The following is an 18,428-nucleotide window of genomic DNA, read 5'->3' on the forward strand; positions in this document are numbered from 1 at the left end:
CCGTTCCCCCGTCTCAGGGCCGGCGCACCTCGTAGAGGAAGCAGCCGAACTCGACGGCGCGGACGTGCGCGAGGACCGTGCGCGGATCGGCGAACGCCTCCTGGAGCGCCGCGTCCAGCTGCGCGTCGCCGTCCTCGCCGAGCGTCAGGACCCGGCCGCCGAGGATGTGCCCCGCGCCGTCGTAGCGGCGTACGGCCCGCAGCGCGCCGGGGTGGGCGAAGGGGTGGCCGGCCGCCGGGTCCGGGGTGCAGGGGGCGGCGTGCACGAAGACCGGGCCCTGCTCGTCGTAGGCCCCCGGGTCGATCCCGCGCCCGGCGGCCCACCGGCGCAGCGGGGCGTAGGTGACGAGCGCGATCCGCTCGCCGGGGCTGCTGGGGCGCAGGCAGCAGCGCAGCGGGGCGCCGCCCTCGGGGTCCTCGTACGGGAGGGCGGGGCGGCCCGCGTCGTCGGCCAGGCGCATCCGTCCCAGGACCTCGGGGGCGATGGGCAGGGCGGCCGGGCGGCTGGCGGGCGCGGAGGGCGCCGCGGGCGCGGGGTGCGGTGTGGTGGTCATGGGCTCCAGGGTGCGGCGGCCGACCGGGGACACGCTGGCGGAAATCGGACATCACGTTCGCCCGTGGATTACTCCGACGCGGCGGCCCGGCCCCCGTGGAAGGATGGCCGGGCAACGTCACCATCAAAGGAGATGACCGCGTGCCTGGCACGAATCTCACCCGTGAAGAGGCTCAGCAGCGGGCGAAGCTGCTCACCGTCGAATCGTACGAGGTCGAACTCGATCTCAGCGGTGCGCAGGAGGGCGGCACGTACCCGTCCGTGACCACCGTGCGCTTCGAGTCGGCCGAGGGGGGCGCCGAGACCTTCATCGACCTGGTCGCGCCCGCGGTCCACGAGGTCGTCCTCAACGGCAAGTCGCTGGACGTGGCCACCGTCTTCCGGGACTCCCGGATCGCGCTGCCGCACCTGGCGGCCGGCGCCAACGAGCTCCGCGTCGTCGCGGACTGCGCCTACACCAACACCGGTGAGGGTCTGCACCGCTTCGTCGACCCGGTCGACGAGCAGGCGTACCTGTACACCCAGTTCGAGGTGCCGGACGCGCGGCGGGTCTTCGCCAGCTTCGAGCAGCCCGACCTGAAGGCGACGTTCCGGTTCACCGTGACGGCCCCCGAGGGCTGGACGGTCATCTCGAACTCCCCGACGCCGGAGCCGAAGGACCGGGTGTGGGCCTTCGAGCCGACCCCGCGCATCTCCACCTACATCACCGCGCTGATCGTCGGCCCGTACCACGCGGTGCACAGCTCCTACGAGGGCCCGGACGGCCAGTCCGTCCCGCTCGGCATCTACTGCCGGCCCTCGCTGGCCGAGTTCCTGGACGCGGACGCGATCTTCGACGTGACCCGGCAGGGCTTCGACTGGTTCCAGGAGAAGTTCGCGTACGACTACCCCTTCGCGAAGTACGACCAGCTCTTCGTGCCCGAGTTCAACGCGGGCGCGATGGAGAACGCGGGCGCGGTGACCATCCGCGACCAGTACGTCTTCCGGTCGAAGGTGACGGACGCGGCCTACGAGGTGCGCGCCGAGACCATCCTGCACGAGCTCGCCCACATGTGGTTCGGCGACCTCGTCACCATGGAGTGGTGGAACGACCTGTGGCTCAACGAGTCCTTCGCGACGTACACGTCGATCGCCTGCCAGGCCTACGCCGAGGGCTCGAAGTGGCCGCACGCGTGGACCACGTTCGCGAACTCCATGAAGACCTGGGCGTACCGGCAGGACCAGCTGCCGTCCACGCACCCGATCATGGCGGACATCCGTGACCTGGACGACGTCCTCGTCAACTTCGACGGGATCACCTACGCCAAGGGCGCCTCGGTGCTCAAGCAGCTGGTGGCCTACGTCGGCCAGGACGCCTTCTTCAAGGGCGTCCAGGCGTACTTCAAGGCGCACGCCTTCGGCAACACCCGTCTGTCCGACCTGCTCGGCGCCCTGGAGGAGACCTCCGGCCGCGACCTGACCGCCTGGTCGAAGGCATGGCTGGAGACGGCCGGCATCAACATCCTGCGGCCCGAGGTGGAGACCGACGAGAACGGCTCCATCACCTCCTTCGCGATCCGCCAGGAAGCCCCCGCCCTGCCGGCCGGCGCCACGGGCCTGCCCGTGCTGCGCCCGCACCGCATCGCGGTCGGCCTGTACGAGCTCCAGGACGGCAAGCTGGTCCGCACCGACCGCATCGAGCTGGACATCGACGGCGAACTGACGGCGGTGCCGGAGCTGGTGGGCCGGTCCCGGCCGGCGGTCGTGCTGCTGAACGACGACGACCTGTCCTACGCCAAGGTCCGCCTCGACGAGGTGTCCCTCGCCAACGTCACCGCGCACCTGGGCGACTTCACCGAGTCCCTGCCGCGCGCCCTGTGCTGGGCCTCGGCCTGGGACATGACCCGCGACGGCGAGCTCGCCGCCCGCGACTACGTGGCGCTGGTCCTGTCGGGCATCGGCAAGGAGTCCGACATCGGCGTCGTGCAGTCGCTGCACCGCCAGGTGAAGCTGGCCGTCGACCTGTACGCCGACCCGGCGTGGCGGGAGCAGGGCCTGGCCTCCTGGACCGGCGCGACGCGCGAGCACCTGCTCGCCGCCGAGCCGGGCAGCGACCACCAGCTGGCATGGGCCCGCGCCTTCGCGGCCACCGCCCGCACCGAGGAGCAGCTCTCCTACCTGGCCGCGCTGCTCGACGGCTCCGCGACCGTCGAGGGCCTCGTCGTGGACACGGAGCTGCGGTGGGCGTTCCTGGAGCGGCTCGTCGCGACCGGAACCCTCGACGAGCCGGCCGTCGCGGCCGAGCTGGAGCGCGACGCCACGGCGGCGGGCGAACGCCACGCGGCCACGGCGCGGGCCGCGCGTCCGACGGCGGAGGCCAAGGCTGCCGCGTGGGCCTCGGTGGTGGAGTCCGCCGACCTGCCGAACGCGGTGCAGGAGGCGGTGATCGGCGGCTTCGTCCAGACCGACCAGCGTGAGCTGCTCGCGCCGTACACGGAGAAGTACTTCGCGGCGGTCAAGGAGGTCTGGGACTCGCGCAGCCACGAGATCGCGCAGCAGATCGCGGTGGGGCTGTACCCGTCCCTCCAGATCTCCCAGGAGACCCTGGACGCGACGGACGCCTGGCTGGCCTCGGCCGAGCCGAACGCCGCGCTGCGACGCCTGGTCTCGGAGTCCCGCGCGGGCGTGGAACGCGCGCTGAGGGCCCAGGCCGCCGACGCGGCGGCGGGCCGGGGCTGACGGGCCTTGGTTCCTGGTCCCGCTTCCCCTGTGGGGGGGCGGGGCCGGTGCGCTTGTGGTGCGGGCACGCTATCTCCCCCTCGAGCCACCGGGCTCGGCCGGTAGCTGCCCACCCGCCTCCCCGTCTGCGGGCCGGTGGTTCGGGGGGCCGTGTCCCGGTTGGGCGGTCTCGGGGAGGGGTGGGGGAGGGCCTACCCGCATTAGACAGCGACCAGAGGCACCCCAGGACCCGACAGACGCGTCAGATCGCTACGCGCTCCTCTCTTCTCGGCGTCCGCAGCCCTTCTGAGGCTGATACCCGCACCTGAGGACGACGAGAAAGACGTCCGGGCACAGCAGGCGCGTCAGATCGCTACGCGCTGCCCGGCTCTCGGCGTCTGCGGCCGGCCTGGGGCTGGTCATGGGCGGGCTCGACGTTGTCGGCGGCCGTGGTGAATTCGCGGCCGGACGCACCCCGGATGTAGGCCAGCTTCATCCAGCGCTCGATGCCGGTGTCCGAGACGTTCTCGTTGATCACTGCCATCAGTTCACCCTCGGTGCCCGAGGCGATGTCGCGGACTCGGCGGCGGAGGAGGCGGTGCGGGACGTATTCGTAAGGTTCAGTCATCGTCCGACTCCGCCTTCTCGTCTGCGGTGCGCAGGAACCTTGCCCACCCGACAGCCGCACGGGCCAGCAGTCCGGAGCTGGGATGACAGCAGAATGAGCCCTGCAACTCGGGTTGTTCGTCTGCGCTGTTCGTCGTCATGCGGAGATGATGGGCTGGCAGGCAGAGGGGCAGACAGGTCATTACGTGGCCACCAGTGGTCATGTGGCGGCCACGGCCGGGAATGAACGCGATGACGCGTCAAGGTGGATCCATGAGTCAACGCAATGACGCACTGCGGGCGGCGAGACTCCGCGCTGGCTGGCGCAGCGTGGATCAGGCAGCCAAGAGCCTGTCCGAGCACGGGCAGCGGTTTCTCCAGGATCGGCACTTCGAGGTGTCGCCACGCACCTGGCGGCGCTGGGAAGGTGAGCGGCCGGGCCGGCCGCCGGAGGAGACCGCGATCGTGCTGCACGACTCGCTCGGCCGGTGGCCCGAGGACCTGGGATTCACCGTGCCTGCCGGATGGATTCGCCCCGAGGCCCATCAAGGGGAAGACGTGACCAGAAGACAGTTCGTCTCCGTCACCGCTGCGGCGCTCGTTCCTGGGCCGCTGTCTCCGCAGCACATCGACCCGGCCCTCATCGACTACTTCGAGCAGCAGCTCGAAGGGCACTACCGAGCCGACATGTATCTCGGGCCGCACGACCTGATCGGTACTGTCAGCGCGCAGTATCAGCTGATCGACAAACTCGTTCGCTCCGCGAAGGACGAGGTGCGCCGGGGCCTTCTGCGTGTCGGAGCCGCCTACGCCGCGCTCGTGGGCTGGCTGTACCAGGATGCGGGCGATCTCGGTGCCGCGGCGTTCTGGCGGGGCGTCACGCAGGAGATAGCGGTTCGGTCCCGTGACGCTCAACTCATCGGGTACAGCCTCGTGAACCAGGCGCATGTCCGTACGGATCTGAGCGACGGGTACGGCGTCATCGACCTCTGCGAGGCCGCCCTGGACGTATCGGACAGGCTCCTTCCCAAGATCCGCGTCATGGCCATGCAGCAGCAGGCCCACGGCGCCAGTCTCACAGGCGACCGGACCACCGTGGACCGTCTCATCGACGCCGCAGGCGGGCTGTTGGCCCGCGTCGACGACGACCTTCCTTGGGGCAACGCCTGCCGCAGGACCCCGGGCTACCTGGAGGTTCAGCGTGCCACCTGCTACGGCCGGCTCGGCCTCGGGAGGGAGGCGGACTCACTCTGGGCGCAGGTCCTTGACGTCGTTCCCTTGACCGCACGACGGGACCGTGGCGTGTACCTCGCTCGGTACGCCACCTCTGCCGCTGCCGCTCGGGAGCCCGATCACGCGGTTGAGATCGCACGGAAGGCCGTCGAGATCGCCGTCGAGACCCGGTCCGCGCGCATGCTCCGCGAACTAGTCACCCTGGAACGGGCCATGAGCCCGTGGCACGATGCCCCCGTAGGCCGGGAGCTCGCCGAGGTCCTGGCACCGGTTGGCAAGGGGAGCTGACATGGGCGTGCCGAAGGTGTTGTCCGATGGGGAGATCGACGGGCGGTTGGCGGAGCTCCCGGGGTGGGAGCGGGTGGGGAACGAGATCACCCGGACCTACGAGATCCGCTATCACGCCGCTGTGGCAGCGATCGTGACCATCGCCGACCGGTCCCGGCGCATCCAGCACCATGCGGACCTGGACCTCCGCATCGACCACCTGCGGGCAACGGTCACCACGCACGACGCAGGCCACCATCTCACCGCCGCCGACTTCGACCTGGCCCAGCGGATCGACGCGATCGTCGCCGCGCATCAGTCCCTTCCACTGGACTGACCGGGACGCAAGAGTCTCGGCGAAGGCTGCGCGAGCGGGCCGAGGGCCGGCTCCTCGGCGCCCGGCCGGGAAGGCACTTCAGGAGAGGGCCTCGGCGGCTTCGTGGAGGGCCGTCAGGACTCGGGAGACGGCGGGGCCCGTTTCCGCGCCGCGGCGGAGGGCGGCGATGACGTGGCGGGTGGGCCGGTCGTGCGCGAGGACCCGTACGGTCACGCCCGAGGCCCGGCTCGTCACCATGCGGGGTACCAGCGCGACGCCCATGCCCGCCTCCACCATCGCCAGGATCGCGGTCCATCCGGACGCCGAGTGGGCCTGCTGCGGTACGAAGCCGGCGGCCTCGCACGCGCTGCGGGTGATCTCCGACCAGGGGCCGCTGCCGCCGTAGATCCACCGTTCCCCCGACAGGTCGGCGAGCCGCAGCCCCGGCGCCCACGCCAGTGGGTGTCCCGGCGGCAGGGCCACGTCCAGGGGGTCCTCCAGCAGGGTGACCCGTGTGAAGCGGGGGTCGCCGGCGACCGGGGCGTGCGCGGCCAGCGAGAGGGCGAGGTCCACGGCCCCGGCGGACAGGAGTTCCCAGGATTCGGCGGCTTCGGTCTCCCGGACGCGTACCTCCACCCCGGGGTGGCTGCGCCGCAGCGCGGCCACGGCCGGGACGACCAGCACCGGTACCGCGGTGGAGAAGGCCCCGACGCGTACCTCGCCGGCCTCTCCCGCGAGGTACCCGGCGAGTTCGGCGTCGGCCCGCTCCAGCTGGGCGAAGACGGCCTCGGTGTGCCGCAGGACGAGGTGTGCGGCGTCGGTGAGCCGTACTCCCCGCCCCTGGGGTTCCAGCAGGACGACGCCCAGCTGCCGGGCGAGGTTGGTCAGTTGCTGCGAGACGGCCGAGGGCGTCATGTGCAGCGCCTCGGCCGTCGCGGTCACGGTGCCCCGGTCGGCCAGGGTCCGCAGGATGCGCAGCTTCTTGATGTCCCACTCGGTCACGGGAGCGAACCTACCGCCGGGCGACACTCGACAGCCCGACCCCGCCCAGGATGAGCGCCATGCACAGCAGCTGCGCGGGCCCGGTCTCCTCGCCGAGCAGCAGCAGTCCGAGTCCGGCGACGCACACCGGCTGGAGGTAGTAGACGACGCCGGCGCGGGCGGCGCCGATGAGGCTGATGGCCTTGTTCCAGGCGAAGAAGGCGACGGCGGAGGAGAACACGCCGATGTACAGGAGCTGTCCGAGGGTTCCGGGGGTGGCCTGGAAGCCGCCCTGGACGCTGAGGGAGACGGCGTAGGCGGGGGCCAGCATCAGCGCGCCGAGGACGAAGGTGCTGATCAGGAAGGCGAGGCCGCCGATCTCGGCGGGCTTGCGGCGCAGCAGCGCGCTGTACGTGGCGAAGGACAGGGCCGCGCCGAACATCCACAGGTCGCCGGCGCCGAAGTCGAAGCCGAGGGATCCGTCCCCGACGAGGAGCAGTACGCCGAGGGCCGCGAGCAGCATTCCGAAGGTGCGGCGGGCGCCGAGCCGTTCGCCGCCGATGCGGGCGTACACGGCCATGATGACGGGCGAGGCCGCCATGATCATGCCCATGTTGGAGGCGGAGGTGGTGAGTCCGGCCTGGTGGACCAGGGTGTTGTAGAGGGTGACGCCGAAGAAGGTGGCGAGGGCGACGTAGCGGAAGTGGCGGCGGAGCAGGTCGCGCTGCTGCCAGGCCTGGCGGGCGGCGAAGGGGGCGACGGCGACGGCGGCGATGACCCAGCGCCAGAAGACGGCCTGGACGGGCGGGACGCTGTCGGCCATGCCCCGGGTGGCGACGAAGCTGCCGGACCAGACGACCGTGGCGATGAGGGCGAGGAGTACGCCGAGGCCCGCGGCCCCCTTGATCTTCCCCGTACCGCCACCGCCGGGCTGCTGCGGCTCCTGAGTGACGGTCGGTGCGGTACGGACGCGGTCCATGGCGGCCACTGGGTGTCTCCCCCTCGGGGTCTGGTCTGGTGGATTCGTGGGACTACCGTCGCACCTCACCATTGCCCAGGTCCATCGAAACATTTTGATCGGTCTGTTCAGGAGAACTGAACGGTTGCTTGGTGGCGGGCTTCGGGTGCTGGCGGCCCGGGAGCTGCCCGAAGACGGTGGCCCCGAAGGCGATCGCCATGCCGGCCAGCTGGACGGGGGTCAGGGACTGGCCGAGCGCGGCCCAGCCGATGACGGCGGCGGTGAGCGGGGACAGCGGGCCGAGCAGGGTGACGGAGGTGGCGGTGAGCTTGCCGATTCCGCGGAACCAGAGCCAGTAGGCGATGCCGGTGTTGATCAGCATCATGTAGCCGTAGCCGAGGAAGGCCTTGCCGTCGAGCGCGGGCGGCGCTCCCTCGACCAGGGCGGCGATCGGGATGATGACGAGTCCGCCCGCGGTGAGCTGCCAGCCGGTCACGGCGAGCGGGCCGACGCCTTCGGGGCGCCCCCACCGCTTGGTCATCACGGTGCCCGCGCCCATGGAGGCTGAGGAGACCACACCGGCGACGATGCCGACGAGGTCGAGCTCCGCCTCGGCGGTCAGCACCACCATGCTGACGCCGAACGCGCCGACGACGGCGGCGAGCACGGTGCGCAGCCTGGCCCGCTCCCCGAGGACGAGTGCGGCGAGCCCTACGACGAACAGTGGTCCGGCGGCGCCCAGTACGGCGGCGACCCCGCCGGGGAGGCGGTAGGCGGAGAGGAAGAGCAGCGGGAAGAAGGCGCCGATGTTGAGGGTGCCGAGCACGGCGGACTTCCACCACCAGGCGCCCTTGGGCAGGGTCCGGGAGAGGGCGACGAGCAGCAGTCCGGCGGGCAGGGCCCGCATGGCCCCGGTGAACAGCGGCCGGTCGGGCGGCAGCAGTTCGGTGGCGACGGCGTACGTGGAGCCCCAGGAGATGGGGGCGAGTGCGGTCAGGGCGACGGTGGCGAGGCGGTTCACGACGACTCCTCGGGGCGAGCGGGGAAGGTGCGGGGCTTCAGGCGGCTGCGGTGACGGGCCGGGCAGAAGCCTGGGCGGTCGGCGGTACGGCGTAGACGGCTTCGGCGGGCAGGTGGCGCTCCAGGCGGACCAGGGCGAAGGCGGCCCCGACGGCGGCGACGGCGAGGACGGCCCAGGGCAGCCGGCCGTCGACGGAGAGCAGGGCGGTGAAGAGCGACGGGGCGAGGGCGGTGGCCAGCGAGTAGGACAGCTGGTAGGTGGCGAGGTAGCGGCCGCGGACGGGCTCGGGGGCCGCGGAGACCGACAGGGCGCCGCCGGAGGGGCTGTGGACCAGTTCGCCGAGGGTGTAGACGACCACGATGGCGAGCAGGGCGACGAGGGTCGCGGTCTGTCCGGGCCGCAGGGTGCCGAGGACGATCTGGGCGGTGAAGGCGGCGGCGAAGAGCAGGGAGCCGAGGGCTGCCGAGCGGGTGCGGCGGGCGCCGGAGCGGCGGACCCGGCCGGCGACGAGGACCCCGATCCCGGCGCACAGGGCGGTGTTGACGGTGAAGGCGGCTCCGGTGAGGGAGTCGGGTCCGTGCAGCCAGGTGGAGATGTAGAGCGGGAAGAGGACGGACAGGGCCGCGTAGCCGAGGGCGGTGAGGAAGTTGGCGGCGGTCAGCGCGAGGAAGGGGCGGTCGCGCAGCACCATGCGGTAGCCGGCGGGCGGCCGCTTGGCGGAGGGGACGCCTTCGGCGTCGCGCACCGGCCGGACCCGGCTGACGAGCAGTCCGGCGAGGGCGAAGGCCAGGGCGTTGCCCCAGGCGGTGTAGTGGAACCCGCCGGTCCCCCACAGGGCGAGGACGCCGGAGACGAGGAGGGCGCCGGCGCCCATCCCGGCGTTCTGCAGGGCCCGCAGGGAGGCCTGGAGCCGGTCGCGGGCGGCGCCGCGGGCCACTTCCCCGATCAGGGACTGCTGGACGACGGGGAAGGAGCGGTCGGCGAGGGCCGTGACCAGTGCGACGGCGGCGAAGGCGGGCAGTGATCCGGCGAAGGGATAGAGGGCGAAGCCCGCGGCCCGTATCGCGTAGAGGACCAGATTGACCTTGCGGGCGCCGAAGCGGTCGACGGCGGAGCCGGCGAGCGGCATGAAGGCCAGGCCCGCGAGGCCGGTGGCGGTGAGGACCACGCCGACGAGGGCGAAGGAGAGCCCGGTGACGTGGTGGAAGAAGACGAGCGAGAAGGGGATGTACATCCCGATGCCGACCGCGCTGATCCCGGCGCCGACGAGCAGGGACCGTTCCCCCTCCACGCGCGCTTCCCGTGCCTTGCCGGCCACCTTCATCACTGCCTCCCCCGAGTAGGTCACTTGGAAGTAGCTTACCCGTAAGCTACTTTCCGTCAAGCAACTTTCTTGCAATCGAACAAGTGGAAGCCGGATACTGCCGCCATGACCGAGACCGACAAGGACGCAGTCGACGCGATCATCGACCAGTGGTACGCCGTACGGCCCGAGCTGGACACGGCACCCATGGCCGTCTTCGGGCGGATCTACCGGATCTCCAAGGCGATGGGCGACGCGATGGAGCGGGCGTACAGCCGCTACGGGATCTCCCGCGGGGAGTTCGACGTCGTCGCCACGCTGCGCCGATCCGGAATCCCCTACACCCTCTCGCCGCGCCAGCTGTCCGCCACGCTCATGCTCACCACGGGAGGTATGACGGGGCGTCTGGACAAGCTGGAGAAGGCCGGACTGCTCAGCCGCAGCCCCGATCCGCACGACCGGCGCGGGCTCCAGGTGACGATCACCGAGCGCGGGCTCGGCGTCATCGACGAGGCGGTCACGGCGGGCCTGGATGTCCAGCGCTCCGCCCTCACCGGCCTGGCCCCGGAGGAGGTCGAACTGCTCACCGAGCTGCTGCGCAAGCTGCTGGCGGAGGTGCCGTAACCGCGGCGCGGGCACGACAAGGCGCCGGAGGTCGCGCCGGAGCCGGCTGGTACGGGCTCCGCGGACCTCCGGCGCCCGGAAGTCTTCGAGAAGGTGACGGCGGCCCGGTCGGGCCGCCGCTGATCGGGCCGGTGGGCCTGATCAGCCTTCGTTCTGCTGCTTGCGCGACTTGTCGCCGACCATCACGAGACCCGCGATGACCAGGAACAGGACGATCGGCGCGACCACGTACAGGCCGAGCGTCTCGCCGATGCTCAGGCCCGGGCCCGGGTCGTCGCCGTCGTCACGGGTCAGCGCGAGGGCGGGAGACGTCATCAGCAGCATCATCAGCGTCGTTCCGGCCGTGACGGCGCCGGCGCGCAGAGCGTTCTTCTTGTCCACGGTGCAAACGTAGCGAACACCTAAAGCGGGCGCGCGCCCGGGGGTGCCGTACGGGTACGCGCCCCCTCCCCCACGGCGCTCAGCAGGGCGTTCGCCCGGGGCGAGGCGGTCAGCGCCTCCAGGGTCAGCGGGCGGCCCGCCGCGTCGGCGAGCGGCAGCCGCCAGTTGGGGTACTGGTCCCAGGTGCCGGGCAGGTTCTGCGGGCGCCGGTCCCCCACCGCGTCGGGGAGCCAGACGCCGACCAGCCGGGCGGGGGTGCGCAGCAGGAAGGCGTACAGGGCGCGGACGGCGGCCTCCTCGCCCTTGGTGTCGAGGCCGAGGTCGTCGAGCAGCGTCAGCCAGCGCGCGGTGTCGGCGGCGTCCTCGGCCCGCTCCAGGTCCAGGGGGCGCGTCAGCAGGCCGAGCCGGTCGCGCAGTTCGACGTGGGCCCCGGCCAGTTTCGCGGCGGTGGGCGGCAGGTCGTGGGTGGTGACGGTGGCCAGGCAGGCCTCCCGCCAGGCCCCGGGCTCCAGCGGCTGCCCGTCGCCCGACCAGTCCCGCTCGAACCAGAGCACGGAGGTGCCGAGGATCCCGCGCCGGGCCAGGGCGCGGCGTACCCGCGGCTCCACCGTCCCGAGGTCCTCGCCGACCACCAGGGAGCCGGCCCGGTGCGCCTCCAGGACGAGGACGGCGAGCATCGCCTCGCCGTCGTAGGAGACGTACGTGCCCTCCGCGGGCGGGGTCCCCCCGGGGACCCACCAGAGCCGGAACAGGCCCATGACGTGGTCGATGCGCACGGCGCCCGCGTACCGGAACACCCCGCGCAGCAGGGCCCGGAAGGGGGCGTACGCCGACTGCTCCAGGGCGTCGGGCCTCCAGGGCGGCAGCCCCCAGTCCTGGCCGCGGGCGTTGAAGGCGTCCGGCGGGGCGCCCGCGGAGGCCTGCCGGGCGTGGGCGCCGGTCCGGGCGTCCGAGCCGTCGGGGTGCACGCCGACGGCGAGGTCGTGCACGATGCCGACCGCCATCCCGGCCTCCCGCGCGGCCTCCTGGGCGGCCCTCAGCTGGCCGTCCGTCAGCCACACCAGCCAGGCGTGGAAGTCGGCCCGCTCCCCCGGCTCCTCCCCGGCGGCGGCCGCGCACCAGGCGGCGTGCAGCGCGAGGGGTTCGCCCTGTGCGGCGCGGAACTCCCGGTAGGCGGCCTCCCGTACGGGGGAACGCGGGACGGCGTACAGGAGTTCCAGGGCCTGCCGCTTGAGGGCCCAGACGGCGTCCCGGTCGATCAGCGCCCCCTTCTCCAGCACCTCGCGGCGCAGCTCACCGCCCCGGGCGGCCAGCTCGTCGAGGGCGTCGCGCTCGGGGCAGCCGGCGTACTCGGGGACGTCCTCGATCCGCAGGTGCACCGGGTCGGGGAAGCGGCGGGAGGACGGGCGGTAGGGGGAGGGGTCGGTCGGGGTGCCGGGGACGGCCGCGTGGAGCGGGTTGACCTGGACGAACCCGGCGCCGTGGGTGCGGGCCGCCCAGCGGGCCAGCTCCGCCAGGTCGCCGAGGTCGCCCATGCCCCAGGAGCGTTCCGAGAGCAGCGAGTACAGCTGGACGAGCAGCCCGTGGGCCCGCCCGGGCGCGGCCGGGGCCCGGTCGGGGGCCACGATCAGGGTGGCGGACGCGGTGCGCCCGTCGGGGGTGACGGCGCTCAGCCGGTGCACCCCGTACGGCAGGTCCGGACCCCAGTCGGCCTCCCCGGCCTCCCCTGCCCCATCGCCCCCACCCGCCCCACCGGCCCCGTCCTCCAGGGCCACCCGCAGCCGGGTCCCGGCCGGCAGCGCGGTCAGGGCCGCCGGGGCGCCCTCGCCGCGCCACTGCACCAGGGTCGGCGGCAGCAGTCGCGCGGCCCGCGCCGCGTCGGCGGCGTCGGCCAGGGCCCGGACGTCCTCACCGGGGCCGGCCGGCACCCCGAGCAGCCCGAGGACCGCCCGCACGGTGGCCTCGGGCACCTGGACGGTGACGTCCTCGGCGGGCCGGTAGCTGGTGGCGACGGCGTGACGGGCCGCGAGCCGGGCGAGGTCGTCCATGGAAGTCCCTGTCTAGAGGCCCGCGGCGGCTGCGGCGGGGCGGGTGGGCTCGCTCGTCAGCGGGGCCTCGTCCGCGAGCGGGGGTTCGCTGGTCAGCGGCGCGTACGCGCCGCCGGGCAGCGGGGGCTCGCTGGTCAGGGGCCCGTCCGCCGGCCCGGACTGGGCGGGCAGGTGGGCGAGCGGGGCGTGGGCGCGGGCAGCACCGGCGGTGGTGCCGGCAGGGGCGGTACGGGCATTCATGGGAGCACTCCTTCGTGCGCGAAGACCGGACCCGCCCATGCAACACCCCCGGGGAACACCGCAGCCATACCCAGTCGGCGGCACCGCATTCCTGGCTGATCCCGGTCAGATCGCCCCACCGGCGTTGACACCCGAGTCGCACGGGTGGTGGGCTCGGGATCATGCGTACGGGGCGGCGTACGCCCTCGAGAAGCCGAACGGGGAGGCTCCGTGCAGCTCAGGGGCAGGAAGCGGAGCACCGCCGCGGCGGTCGCCGTGATCGGATCGCTGCTGGGCGGGGCCGTGGCCTCGGCCCCGACGGCGCTCGTGGCGGCTCCCGGCACGCCGACGGGCCCCGCCAAGACGCGGCCTGACGCCGGGTCGGGATCGGCGGCCGTGCCCGCGTCCGCCGGCGCGCCCGGCGCCCCGCTCGACCCGGGTTCCGACCCGCCCCGAGCCGCCTCCGAGGGGCCCGCCGTGTGGCCCCGGCCGCAGTCGGCGGCCGCCGATCCGGGGCGCGAGGTGCCGGTGGGCACGGAGGCCGTGCTGGTGGCGCCGGCCGGGGCGGACCCGTACGCCGTCGCACTCGTACGGAGCTCCCTGCGCGCGGCGGGCGTCCGGACCCTGCACGAGCGGGCCCCGGGGCAGGCGCTGCCCGAACGGGCCCTCGTCGTACGGCTCCAGGGCCCCGACGCCGAAGCGGCGCTGCGGGCGCTCGGGGCGGCCGCGGCCGGGGACCTGCCGGACGGCGGCTACCGGCTGGCGGTGGGCCGTAGCGGCGGCCGGGACACGGTCGCGCTGGCCGGTTCGGGGCCGGACGGGCTGTTCCACGCCGCGCAGACCCTGCGTCAGTTGCTGGCGGCCGGGGCGGGGAAGGTGCCCGGGATGCTGGTGCGGGACTGGCCGACCGCGCCGGTGCGCGGGATCACCGAGGGCTTCTACGGGCAGCCCTGGACCCAGGAGCAGCGGCTGGCGCAGCTGGACTTCATGGGCCGCACCAAGCAGAACCGGCTGCTGCTGGCGCCCGGCGACGACCCGCTGCGCACGACGGGCTGGCGCGCGGAGTACCCGGCGGAGCGGCAGGAGGAGTTCCGGGCGCTGGCCGAGCGGGCGCGGGCGAACCACGTGGTCCTCGGCTGGGCGGTGTCACCGGGTCAGTCGATGTGCCTGGCCTCGGCGGACGACCGGGCGGCGCTGGCGCGCAAGGTGGACGCGATGTGGGAGCTGGGCTTCCGGGCGTTCCAGGTGCAGTTCCAGGACGTCAGCTACTCGGAGTGGGGCTGCCGGGCCGACCGGGTCCGGTACGGGACGGGTCCGGCGGCGGCCGCGAAGGCGCACGCCGAGGTCGCGGGCGAGCTGGCGGCGCACCTGGCCGCCCGGCACCCGGGCGCGGCCCCGCTGTCGCTGCTGCCGACGGAGTACTTCCAGGAGGGCGCCACCACCTACCGCGCCGCGCTGGCGGGCGCGCTGGACGCGCGGGTGGAGGTGGCCTGGACGGGCGTCGGGGTGGTGCCGCGCACCATCACCGGCGGCGAGCTGGCGGGGGCCCGCTCGGCGCTCGGGCACCCGCTGGTCACGATGGACAACTACCCGGTGAACGACTGGGACCCGGGCCGGATCTTCCTCGGCCCCTACGCGGGCCGCGATCCGGCGGTGGCGAGCGGCTCGGCCGGGATGCTGGCCAACGCGATGCCGCAGGGCACCCTGTCGCGGGTGCCGCTGTTCACGGCGGCGGACTACTCCTGGAACCCGCGCGGCTACCGGGCCGGGGAGTCCTGGTCGGCGGCGGTGCGCGAGCTGGCGGGCCCCGATCCGCGCACCCGGGCGGCGTTGGCGGCGCTGGCCGGGAACACCGCTTCCTCGGGGCTCAAGCAGGAGGAGTCGGCGTACCTGAGGCCGCTGGCCGAGGAGTTCTGGCGGGCCAGGAGCGGCGGTGACCGGGCGGCCGCCGACCGGGCCGCCGACCGGCTGCGGGCGGCCTTCACGGTGCTCCGGGAGGCCCCGGCGCGGCTGCCGTCGCTGTCGGCGGAGGCGGGCCCGTGGCTGGAGCGGCTCTCGCGCTACGGGGCGGCGGGCGAGCTGGCGGTGGACCTGCTGCGGGCGCAGGCCCGGGGTGACGGGGCGGCCGCCTGGCAGGCCTCGCGGGATCTGGCGGCGGCCCGTGGCGCCCTGGCGCAGAAGGGCGGGGCGCGGGTCGACGCGTCGGTGCTCGACCCCTTCCTGGCGAAGGCGGCGCAGGAGTCGGACGCCTGGACGGGCGCGGCGCGCCCGGCCGGGACGGTGCGCCAGGAGGCCGGTTCGTGGACGGTCCGGCTGGACTCCCCGCGCCCGGTGTCGGCGGTGACGGTGATGACGGACCCGCTGTCGCCCGAGGTGCGGGGCGCGGTGGTGGAGGCGCACGTGCCGGGCGAGGGCTGGCGCAAGATCGGCGACGTGGCGGGCTCGGGCTGGACGCAGGCCGACGCGGGCGGGGTGCGGGCGGACGAGGTCCGGCTGTCCTGGGCGGGTGCGGCTCCGGCGGTCCACCAGGTGGTGCCGTGGTTCGCGGACGGGCCCCGGGCCGCCTTCGAACTGGCCGAGGGGGGCCGGGCCGACGTGGAGATCGGCGGGGGCCCGCGCCGGGTGTCGGCGGAACTGTCCGCGCTGCTGCCGGGCGAGGTGCGCGGGCCGTTGTCGGCGGCGCCGCCGACCGGGGTGGAGGTGCGGGTGCCGCAGGACGTGGTGGTGCCCCGGGGGACCCGGGTCTCGGTCCCGGTGGAGGTCACCGTCCCGGCGGGCACCCCGGCCGGGACGTACCAGGTCCCGCTGGCCTTCGACGGGCAGTCGCGCACCCTCACCGTCCGGGCGGTCCCGCGTACGGGCGGTCCGGACCTGCTGCGGACCGCCCGGGCCGTGTCCTCGGGCGAAGAGGGGCCGCTGTTCCCGGCGTCGGCGGCGGTGGACGGCTCGGCCGCGACCCGGTGGTCCTCGCCGGCGGTGGACGGGGCGTGGTGGCGGGCGGAGCTGGCGGCCCCGGCGCGGGTGGGGCTGGTGACCCTGCACTGGCAGGAGGCCTATCCGTCGCAGTACCGGGTCGAGACCTCCCCGGACGGCGTCAACTGGCGTCCGGGGGCCTCCGTCACCTCGCGGGGCGGTGTCGACACGGTCCGGCTGGAGGACGCGCCGGACACGCGGTTCCTGCGGGTGACGTGCGAGCGCCGGGCGACCCGTTACGGCTGCAGCCTGTGGTCCGCCTCGGCCTTCGCGGTCGCCCCCTGACCGCCCCCGGCACGCCCCGCCCCTCATCCCGCGGCGACCCCGATGCGGTCCAGGGCGTCTTCGGCCCCGTACGGCTGGAGGTAGGGCATCCAGCGCGGGTCGCGGTGGCCGGTGCCGATGATGCGCCAGGCCAGGCCGGACGGCGGGGCCGGCTGGTGGCGCAGGCGCCAGCCGAGGTCGACGAGGTGCCGGTCGGCCTTGACGTGGTTGCAGCGGCGGCACGCGGCGACGACGTTGTCCCAGGCGTGCTGCCCGCCCCTGCTGCGCGGGATGACGTGGTCGACGCTGGTGGCGACGGCCCCGCAGTACATGCACCGGCCGCCGTCGCGGGCGAACAGGGCGCGGCGGGTGAGTGGAACGGGCCCCCGGTAGGGGACCCGTACGAAGCGCTTGAGCCGGACCACGCTGGGCGCGGGGACGGCTCTGGTCGCGCTGTGCAGGAAGGCGCCGGATTCCTCCAGGGAGACGGCTTTGTTCTCCAGGACGAGGACGAGCGCGCGGCGGAGCGGTACGACGCCGAGCGGCTCGTACGACGCGTTGAGGACCAGGACGTGCGGCACGGACTGCCTCCTTGTACGCCGGCGGCGCGTGGCTCGCGCCGGGACGATCTGCTTTCCAGTCTCCCCTTACGGCTGGTCGAAGCGCCACCACGCGCCCGTAACGGGTCCGAGGTGTTTTCAACCACACTCCCTGCTTCCCCAGGTGAGTCTGGTCTCTCCCTCGAACACGGCAACGGGGTCGGGCCCTGTGCCCCGTTAGTGTGGTTGGTCTGCCCGCACATCCCGTCCGGTGGGCAGACCGCTATGCCTGGAGGTATCCCGCCGTGCCCTCGCCCGCCACTCTGCTCCCGCTGGCAGCGACCACCACCGAGGACGCCACCGAGAGCGTGACCAACGCCGCGAGCTTCATCGAGGAGAACTGGGCCACCTGGCTGAGCATCGGCCTGCGGATCCTGCTGATCGTGGTGATCGCCGCGGCGCTGCGCTCGGTCGTCCGCAAGGCGCTGACGAAGCTGATAAGCCGGATGAACACCAGTGCCGAGGCGGTGGAAGGGACCGCGCTCGGCGGGCTGCTGGTCAACGCGGAGCGGCGGCGCCAGCGGTCGGAGGCGATCGGGTCGGTGCTGCGTTCGGTGGCCTCGTTCCTGATCCTGGGCACGGCCGCGCTGATGGTCCTGGCGGCGCTGAAGATCGATCTGGCCCCGCTGCTGGCGAGTGCGGGTGTGGCCGGTGTGGCGATCGGTTTCGGCGCCAGGAACCTGGTCACGGACTTCCTGTCCGGCGTGTTCATGATCATGGAGGACCAGTACGGCGTCGGCGACAAGATCGACGCCGGGGTGGCCTCCGGCGAGGTCATCGAGGTCGGACTGCGCGTGACCAAGCTGCGCGGGGACAACGGCGAGATCTGGTACGTCCGCAACGGTGAGATCAAGCGGATCGGCAACCTCAGCCAGGGCTGGGCCACCGCCGGCGTGGACGTACAGGTCAAGCCGACGGAGAACCTCACCCAGCTGCGCGAGGTGGTCCAGAAGGTCGCCGACTCGATGGTGAAGGAGTCCCCCTGGGACGAGCGCCTGTGGGGTCCGGTGGAGGTGCTGGGCCTGGACGAGGTGCTGCTGGCCTCCATGACGGTGAAGGTGTCCGCGAAGACCATGCCGGGCCAGCAGTTCGCCGTGGAGCGCGAGCTGCGCTGGCGGATCAAGGAGGCCTTCGACGCGGCGGGCATCCGGATCATCGGCGGCCTGCCGGCGGCCGACGAGCCCGAGGAGGCCGGCCCGGACGCGTCCGCCTCCGTCGCCCCGCCCTCCGCGCTCGCCAACCCCGCCTCCCCGCAGTCCCTGGCCACCAACCCGATCCCGGCGCCGTCCGGTCCCCGGATCACCAAGTAGCCTCCTCCGCCCTTCCCGCCGCTGCCCCGCCGGTCGTTTTCCGGCGGGGCAGCGGCATATCCACGGCCGCGGCCAT

16 protein-coding genes are annotated in these 18,428 nt (G+C 73.6%); 6 read left to right on the plus strand and 10 right to left on the minus strand.

The genetic code is table 11. The features are described from left to right. Positions 1-13: 13 nt before the first annotated feature. Positions 14-460 carry a DUF1203 domain-containing protein gene (locus OOK31_RS30815; RefSeq protein WP_267090867.1) on the minus strand — a complete coding sequence of 149 codons (447 nt, stop codon included), beginning with the start codon at positions 458-460 and terminating at the stop codon, positions 14-16. A 233-nt stretch (positions 461-693) separates the two neighbouring features. On the opposite strand from OOK31_RS30815, the gene pepN reads away from it, so the two are divergent. Further along, positions 694-3,270: an aminopeptidase N gene (gene pepN / locus OOK31_RS30820; protein ID WP_267090660.1), complete on the plus strand. Its 2,577-nt coding sequence runs from the start codon at positions 694-696 to the stop codon at positions 3,268-3,270. A 352-nt stretch (positions 3,271-3,622) separates the two neighbouring features. Here pepN and OOK31_RS30825 read toward each other — a convergent pair whose 3' ends face one another. After that, complete coding sequence (locus OOK31_RS30825; RefSeq protein WP_267090661.1) at positions 3,623-3,877, minus strand: hypothetical protein; 255 nt, start codon at positions 3,875-3,877, stop codon at positions 3,623-3,625. Between the two features lie 251 nt (positions 3,878-4,128). Here OOK31_RS30825 and OOK31_RS30830 point away from each other — a divergent pair, with 251 nt between their 5' ends. Both OOK31_RS30830 and OOK31_RS30835 read left to right on the plus strand, forming a co-directional pair. Then, positions 4,129-5,376, plus strand: a complete 1,248-nt coding sequence (locus OOK31_RS30830) for a Twin-arginine translocation pathway signal (RefSeq protein ID WP_267090662.1) — start codon at positions 4,129-4,131, stop codon at positions 5,374-5,376. Between the two features lies 1 nt (position 5,377). Beyond that, positions 5,378-5,692: a 4a-hydroxytetrahydrobiopterin dehydratase gene (locus tag OOK31_RS30835; RefSeq protein WP_267090663.1), complete on the plus strand. Its 315-nt coding sequence runs from the start codon at positions 5,378-5,380 to the stop codon at positions 5,690-5,692. A 78-nt stretch (positions 5,693-5,770) separates the two neighbouring features. On the opposite strand, the gene OOK31_RS30840 is transcribed toward OOK31_RS30835, so the two are convergent. The 4 genes from OOK31_RS30840 to OOK31_RS30855 are packed head-to-tail and all read right to left on the minus strand — an operon-like array spanning position 5,771 to position 9,979. Next, positions 5,771-6,673: a LysR family transcriptional regulator gene (locus OOK31_RS30840; protein WP_267090664.1), complete on the minus strand. Its 903-nt coding sequence runs from the start codon at positions 6,671-6,673 to the stop codon at positions 5,771-5,773. 10 nt (positions 6,674-6,683) lie between these two features. Next, a complete protein-coding gene (locus tag OOK31_RS30845; RefSeq protein ID WP_267090665.1) occupies positions 6,684-7,640 on the minus strand; it encodes a DMT family transporter in 957 nt (318 codons plus the stop codon). 43 nt (positions 7,641-7,683) lie between these two features. Beyond that, positions 7,684-8,631 carry an EamA family transporter gene (locus OOK31_RS30850; protein ID WP_267090666.1) on the minus strand — a complete coding sequence of 316 codons (948 nt, stop codon included), beginning with the start codon at positions 8,629-8,631 and terminating at the stop codon, positions 7,684-7,686. A 37-nt stretch (positions 8,632-8,668) separates the two neighbouring features. Continuing rightward, a complete protein-coding gene (locus tag OOK31_RS30855) occupies positions 8,669-9,979 on the minus strand; it encodes an MFS transporter (protein WP_267090667.1) in 1,311 nt (436 codons plus the stop codon). A gap of 81 nt (positions 9,980-10,060) precedes the next feature. Here OOK31_RS30855 and OOK31_RS30860 point away from each other — a divergent pair, with 81 nt between their 5' ends. After that, on the plus strand, positions 10,061-10,558 hold the full coding sequence (locus tag OOK31_RS30860; RefSeq protein WP_267090668.1) for a MarR family winged helix-turn-helix transcriptional regulator: 498 nt from the start codon (positions 10,061-10,063) through the stop codon (positions 10,556-10,558). Positions 10,559-10,699: 141 nt separating this feature from the next. On the opposite strand, the gene OOK31_RS30865 is transcribed toward OOK31_RS30860, so the two are convergent. From OOK31_RS30865 to OOK31_RS30875, 3 genes are read right to left on the minus strand one after another with little or no spacing between them, the layout of a single operon-like run. Continuing rightward, positions 10,700-10,939, minus strand: a complete 240-nt coding sequence (locus OOK31_RS30865; RefSeq protein WP_267090669.1) for a hypothetical protein — start codon at positions 10,937-10,939, stop codon at positions 10,700-10,702. A gap of 20 nt (positions 10,940-10,959) precedes the next feature. Further along, on the minus strand, positions 10,960-12,987 hold the full coding sequence (locus OOK31_RS30870) for a 4-alpha-glucanotransferase (protein WP_267090670.1): 2,028 nt from the start codon (positions 12,985-12,987) through the stop codon (positions 10,960-10,962). A 12-nt stretch (positions 12,988-12,999) separates the two neighbouring features. Then, positions 13,000-13,227, minus strand: coding sequence for a hypothetical protein (locus OOK31_RS30875; RefSeq protein WP_267090671.1), 228 nt, complete (start codon positions 13,225-13,227; stop codon positions 13,000-13,002). 210 nt (positions 13,228-13,437) lie between these two features. Here OOK31_RS30875 and OOK31_RS30880 point away from each other — a divergent pair, with 210 nt between their 5' ends. Then, positions 13,438-16,464 carry a beta-N-acetylglucosaminidase domain-containing protein gene (locus OOK31_RS30880; protein ID WP_267090672.1) on the plus strand — a complete coding sequence of 1,009 codons (3,027 nt, stop codon included), beginning with the start codon at positions 13,438-13,440 and terminating at the stop codon, positions 16,462-16,464. A gap of 23 nt (positions 16,465-16,487) precedes the next feature. Here OOK31_RS30880 and OOK31_RS30885 read toward each other — a convergent pair whose 3' ends face one another. Further along, on the minus strand, positions 16,488-17,024 hold the full coding sequence (locus OOK31_RS30885; protein WP_267090673.1) for an HNH endonuclease: 537 nt from the start codon (positions 17,022-17,024) through the stop codon (positions 16,488-16,490). Positions 17,025-17,287: 263 nt separating this feature from the next. On the opposite strand from OOK31_RS30885, the gene OOK31_RS30890 reads away from it, so the two are divergent. Further along, positions 17,288-18,352 carry a mechanosensitive ion channel family protein gene (locus OOK31_RS30890; RefSeq protein ID WP_267090674.1) on the plus strand — a complete coding sequence of 355 codons (1,065 nt, stop codon included), beginning with the start codon at positions 17,288-17,290 and terminating at the stop codon, positions 18,350-18,352. Positions 18,353-18,428: the final 76 nt, after the last annotated feature.

The organism is Streptomyces sp. NBC_00249, assembly GCF_026342355.1.
In the GTDB taxonomy this organism is placed as follows: domain Bacteria; phylum Actinomycetota; class Actinomycetes; order Streptomycetales; family Streptomycetaceae; genus Streptomyces.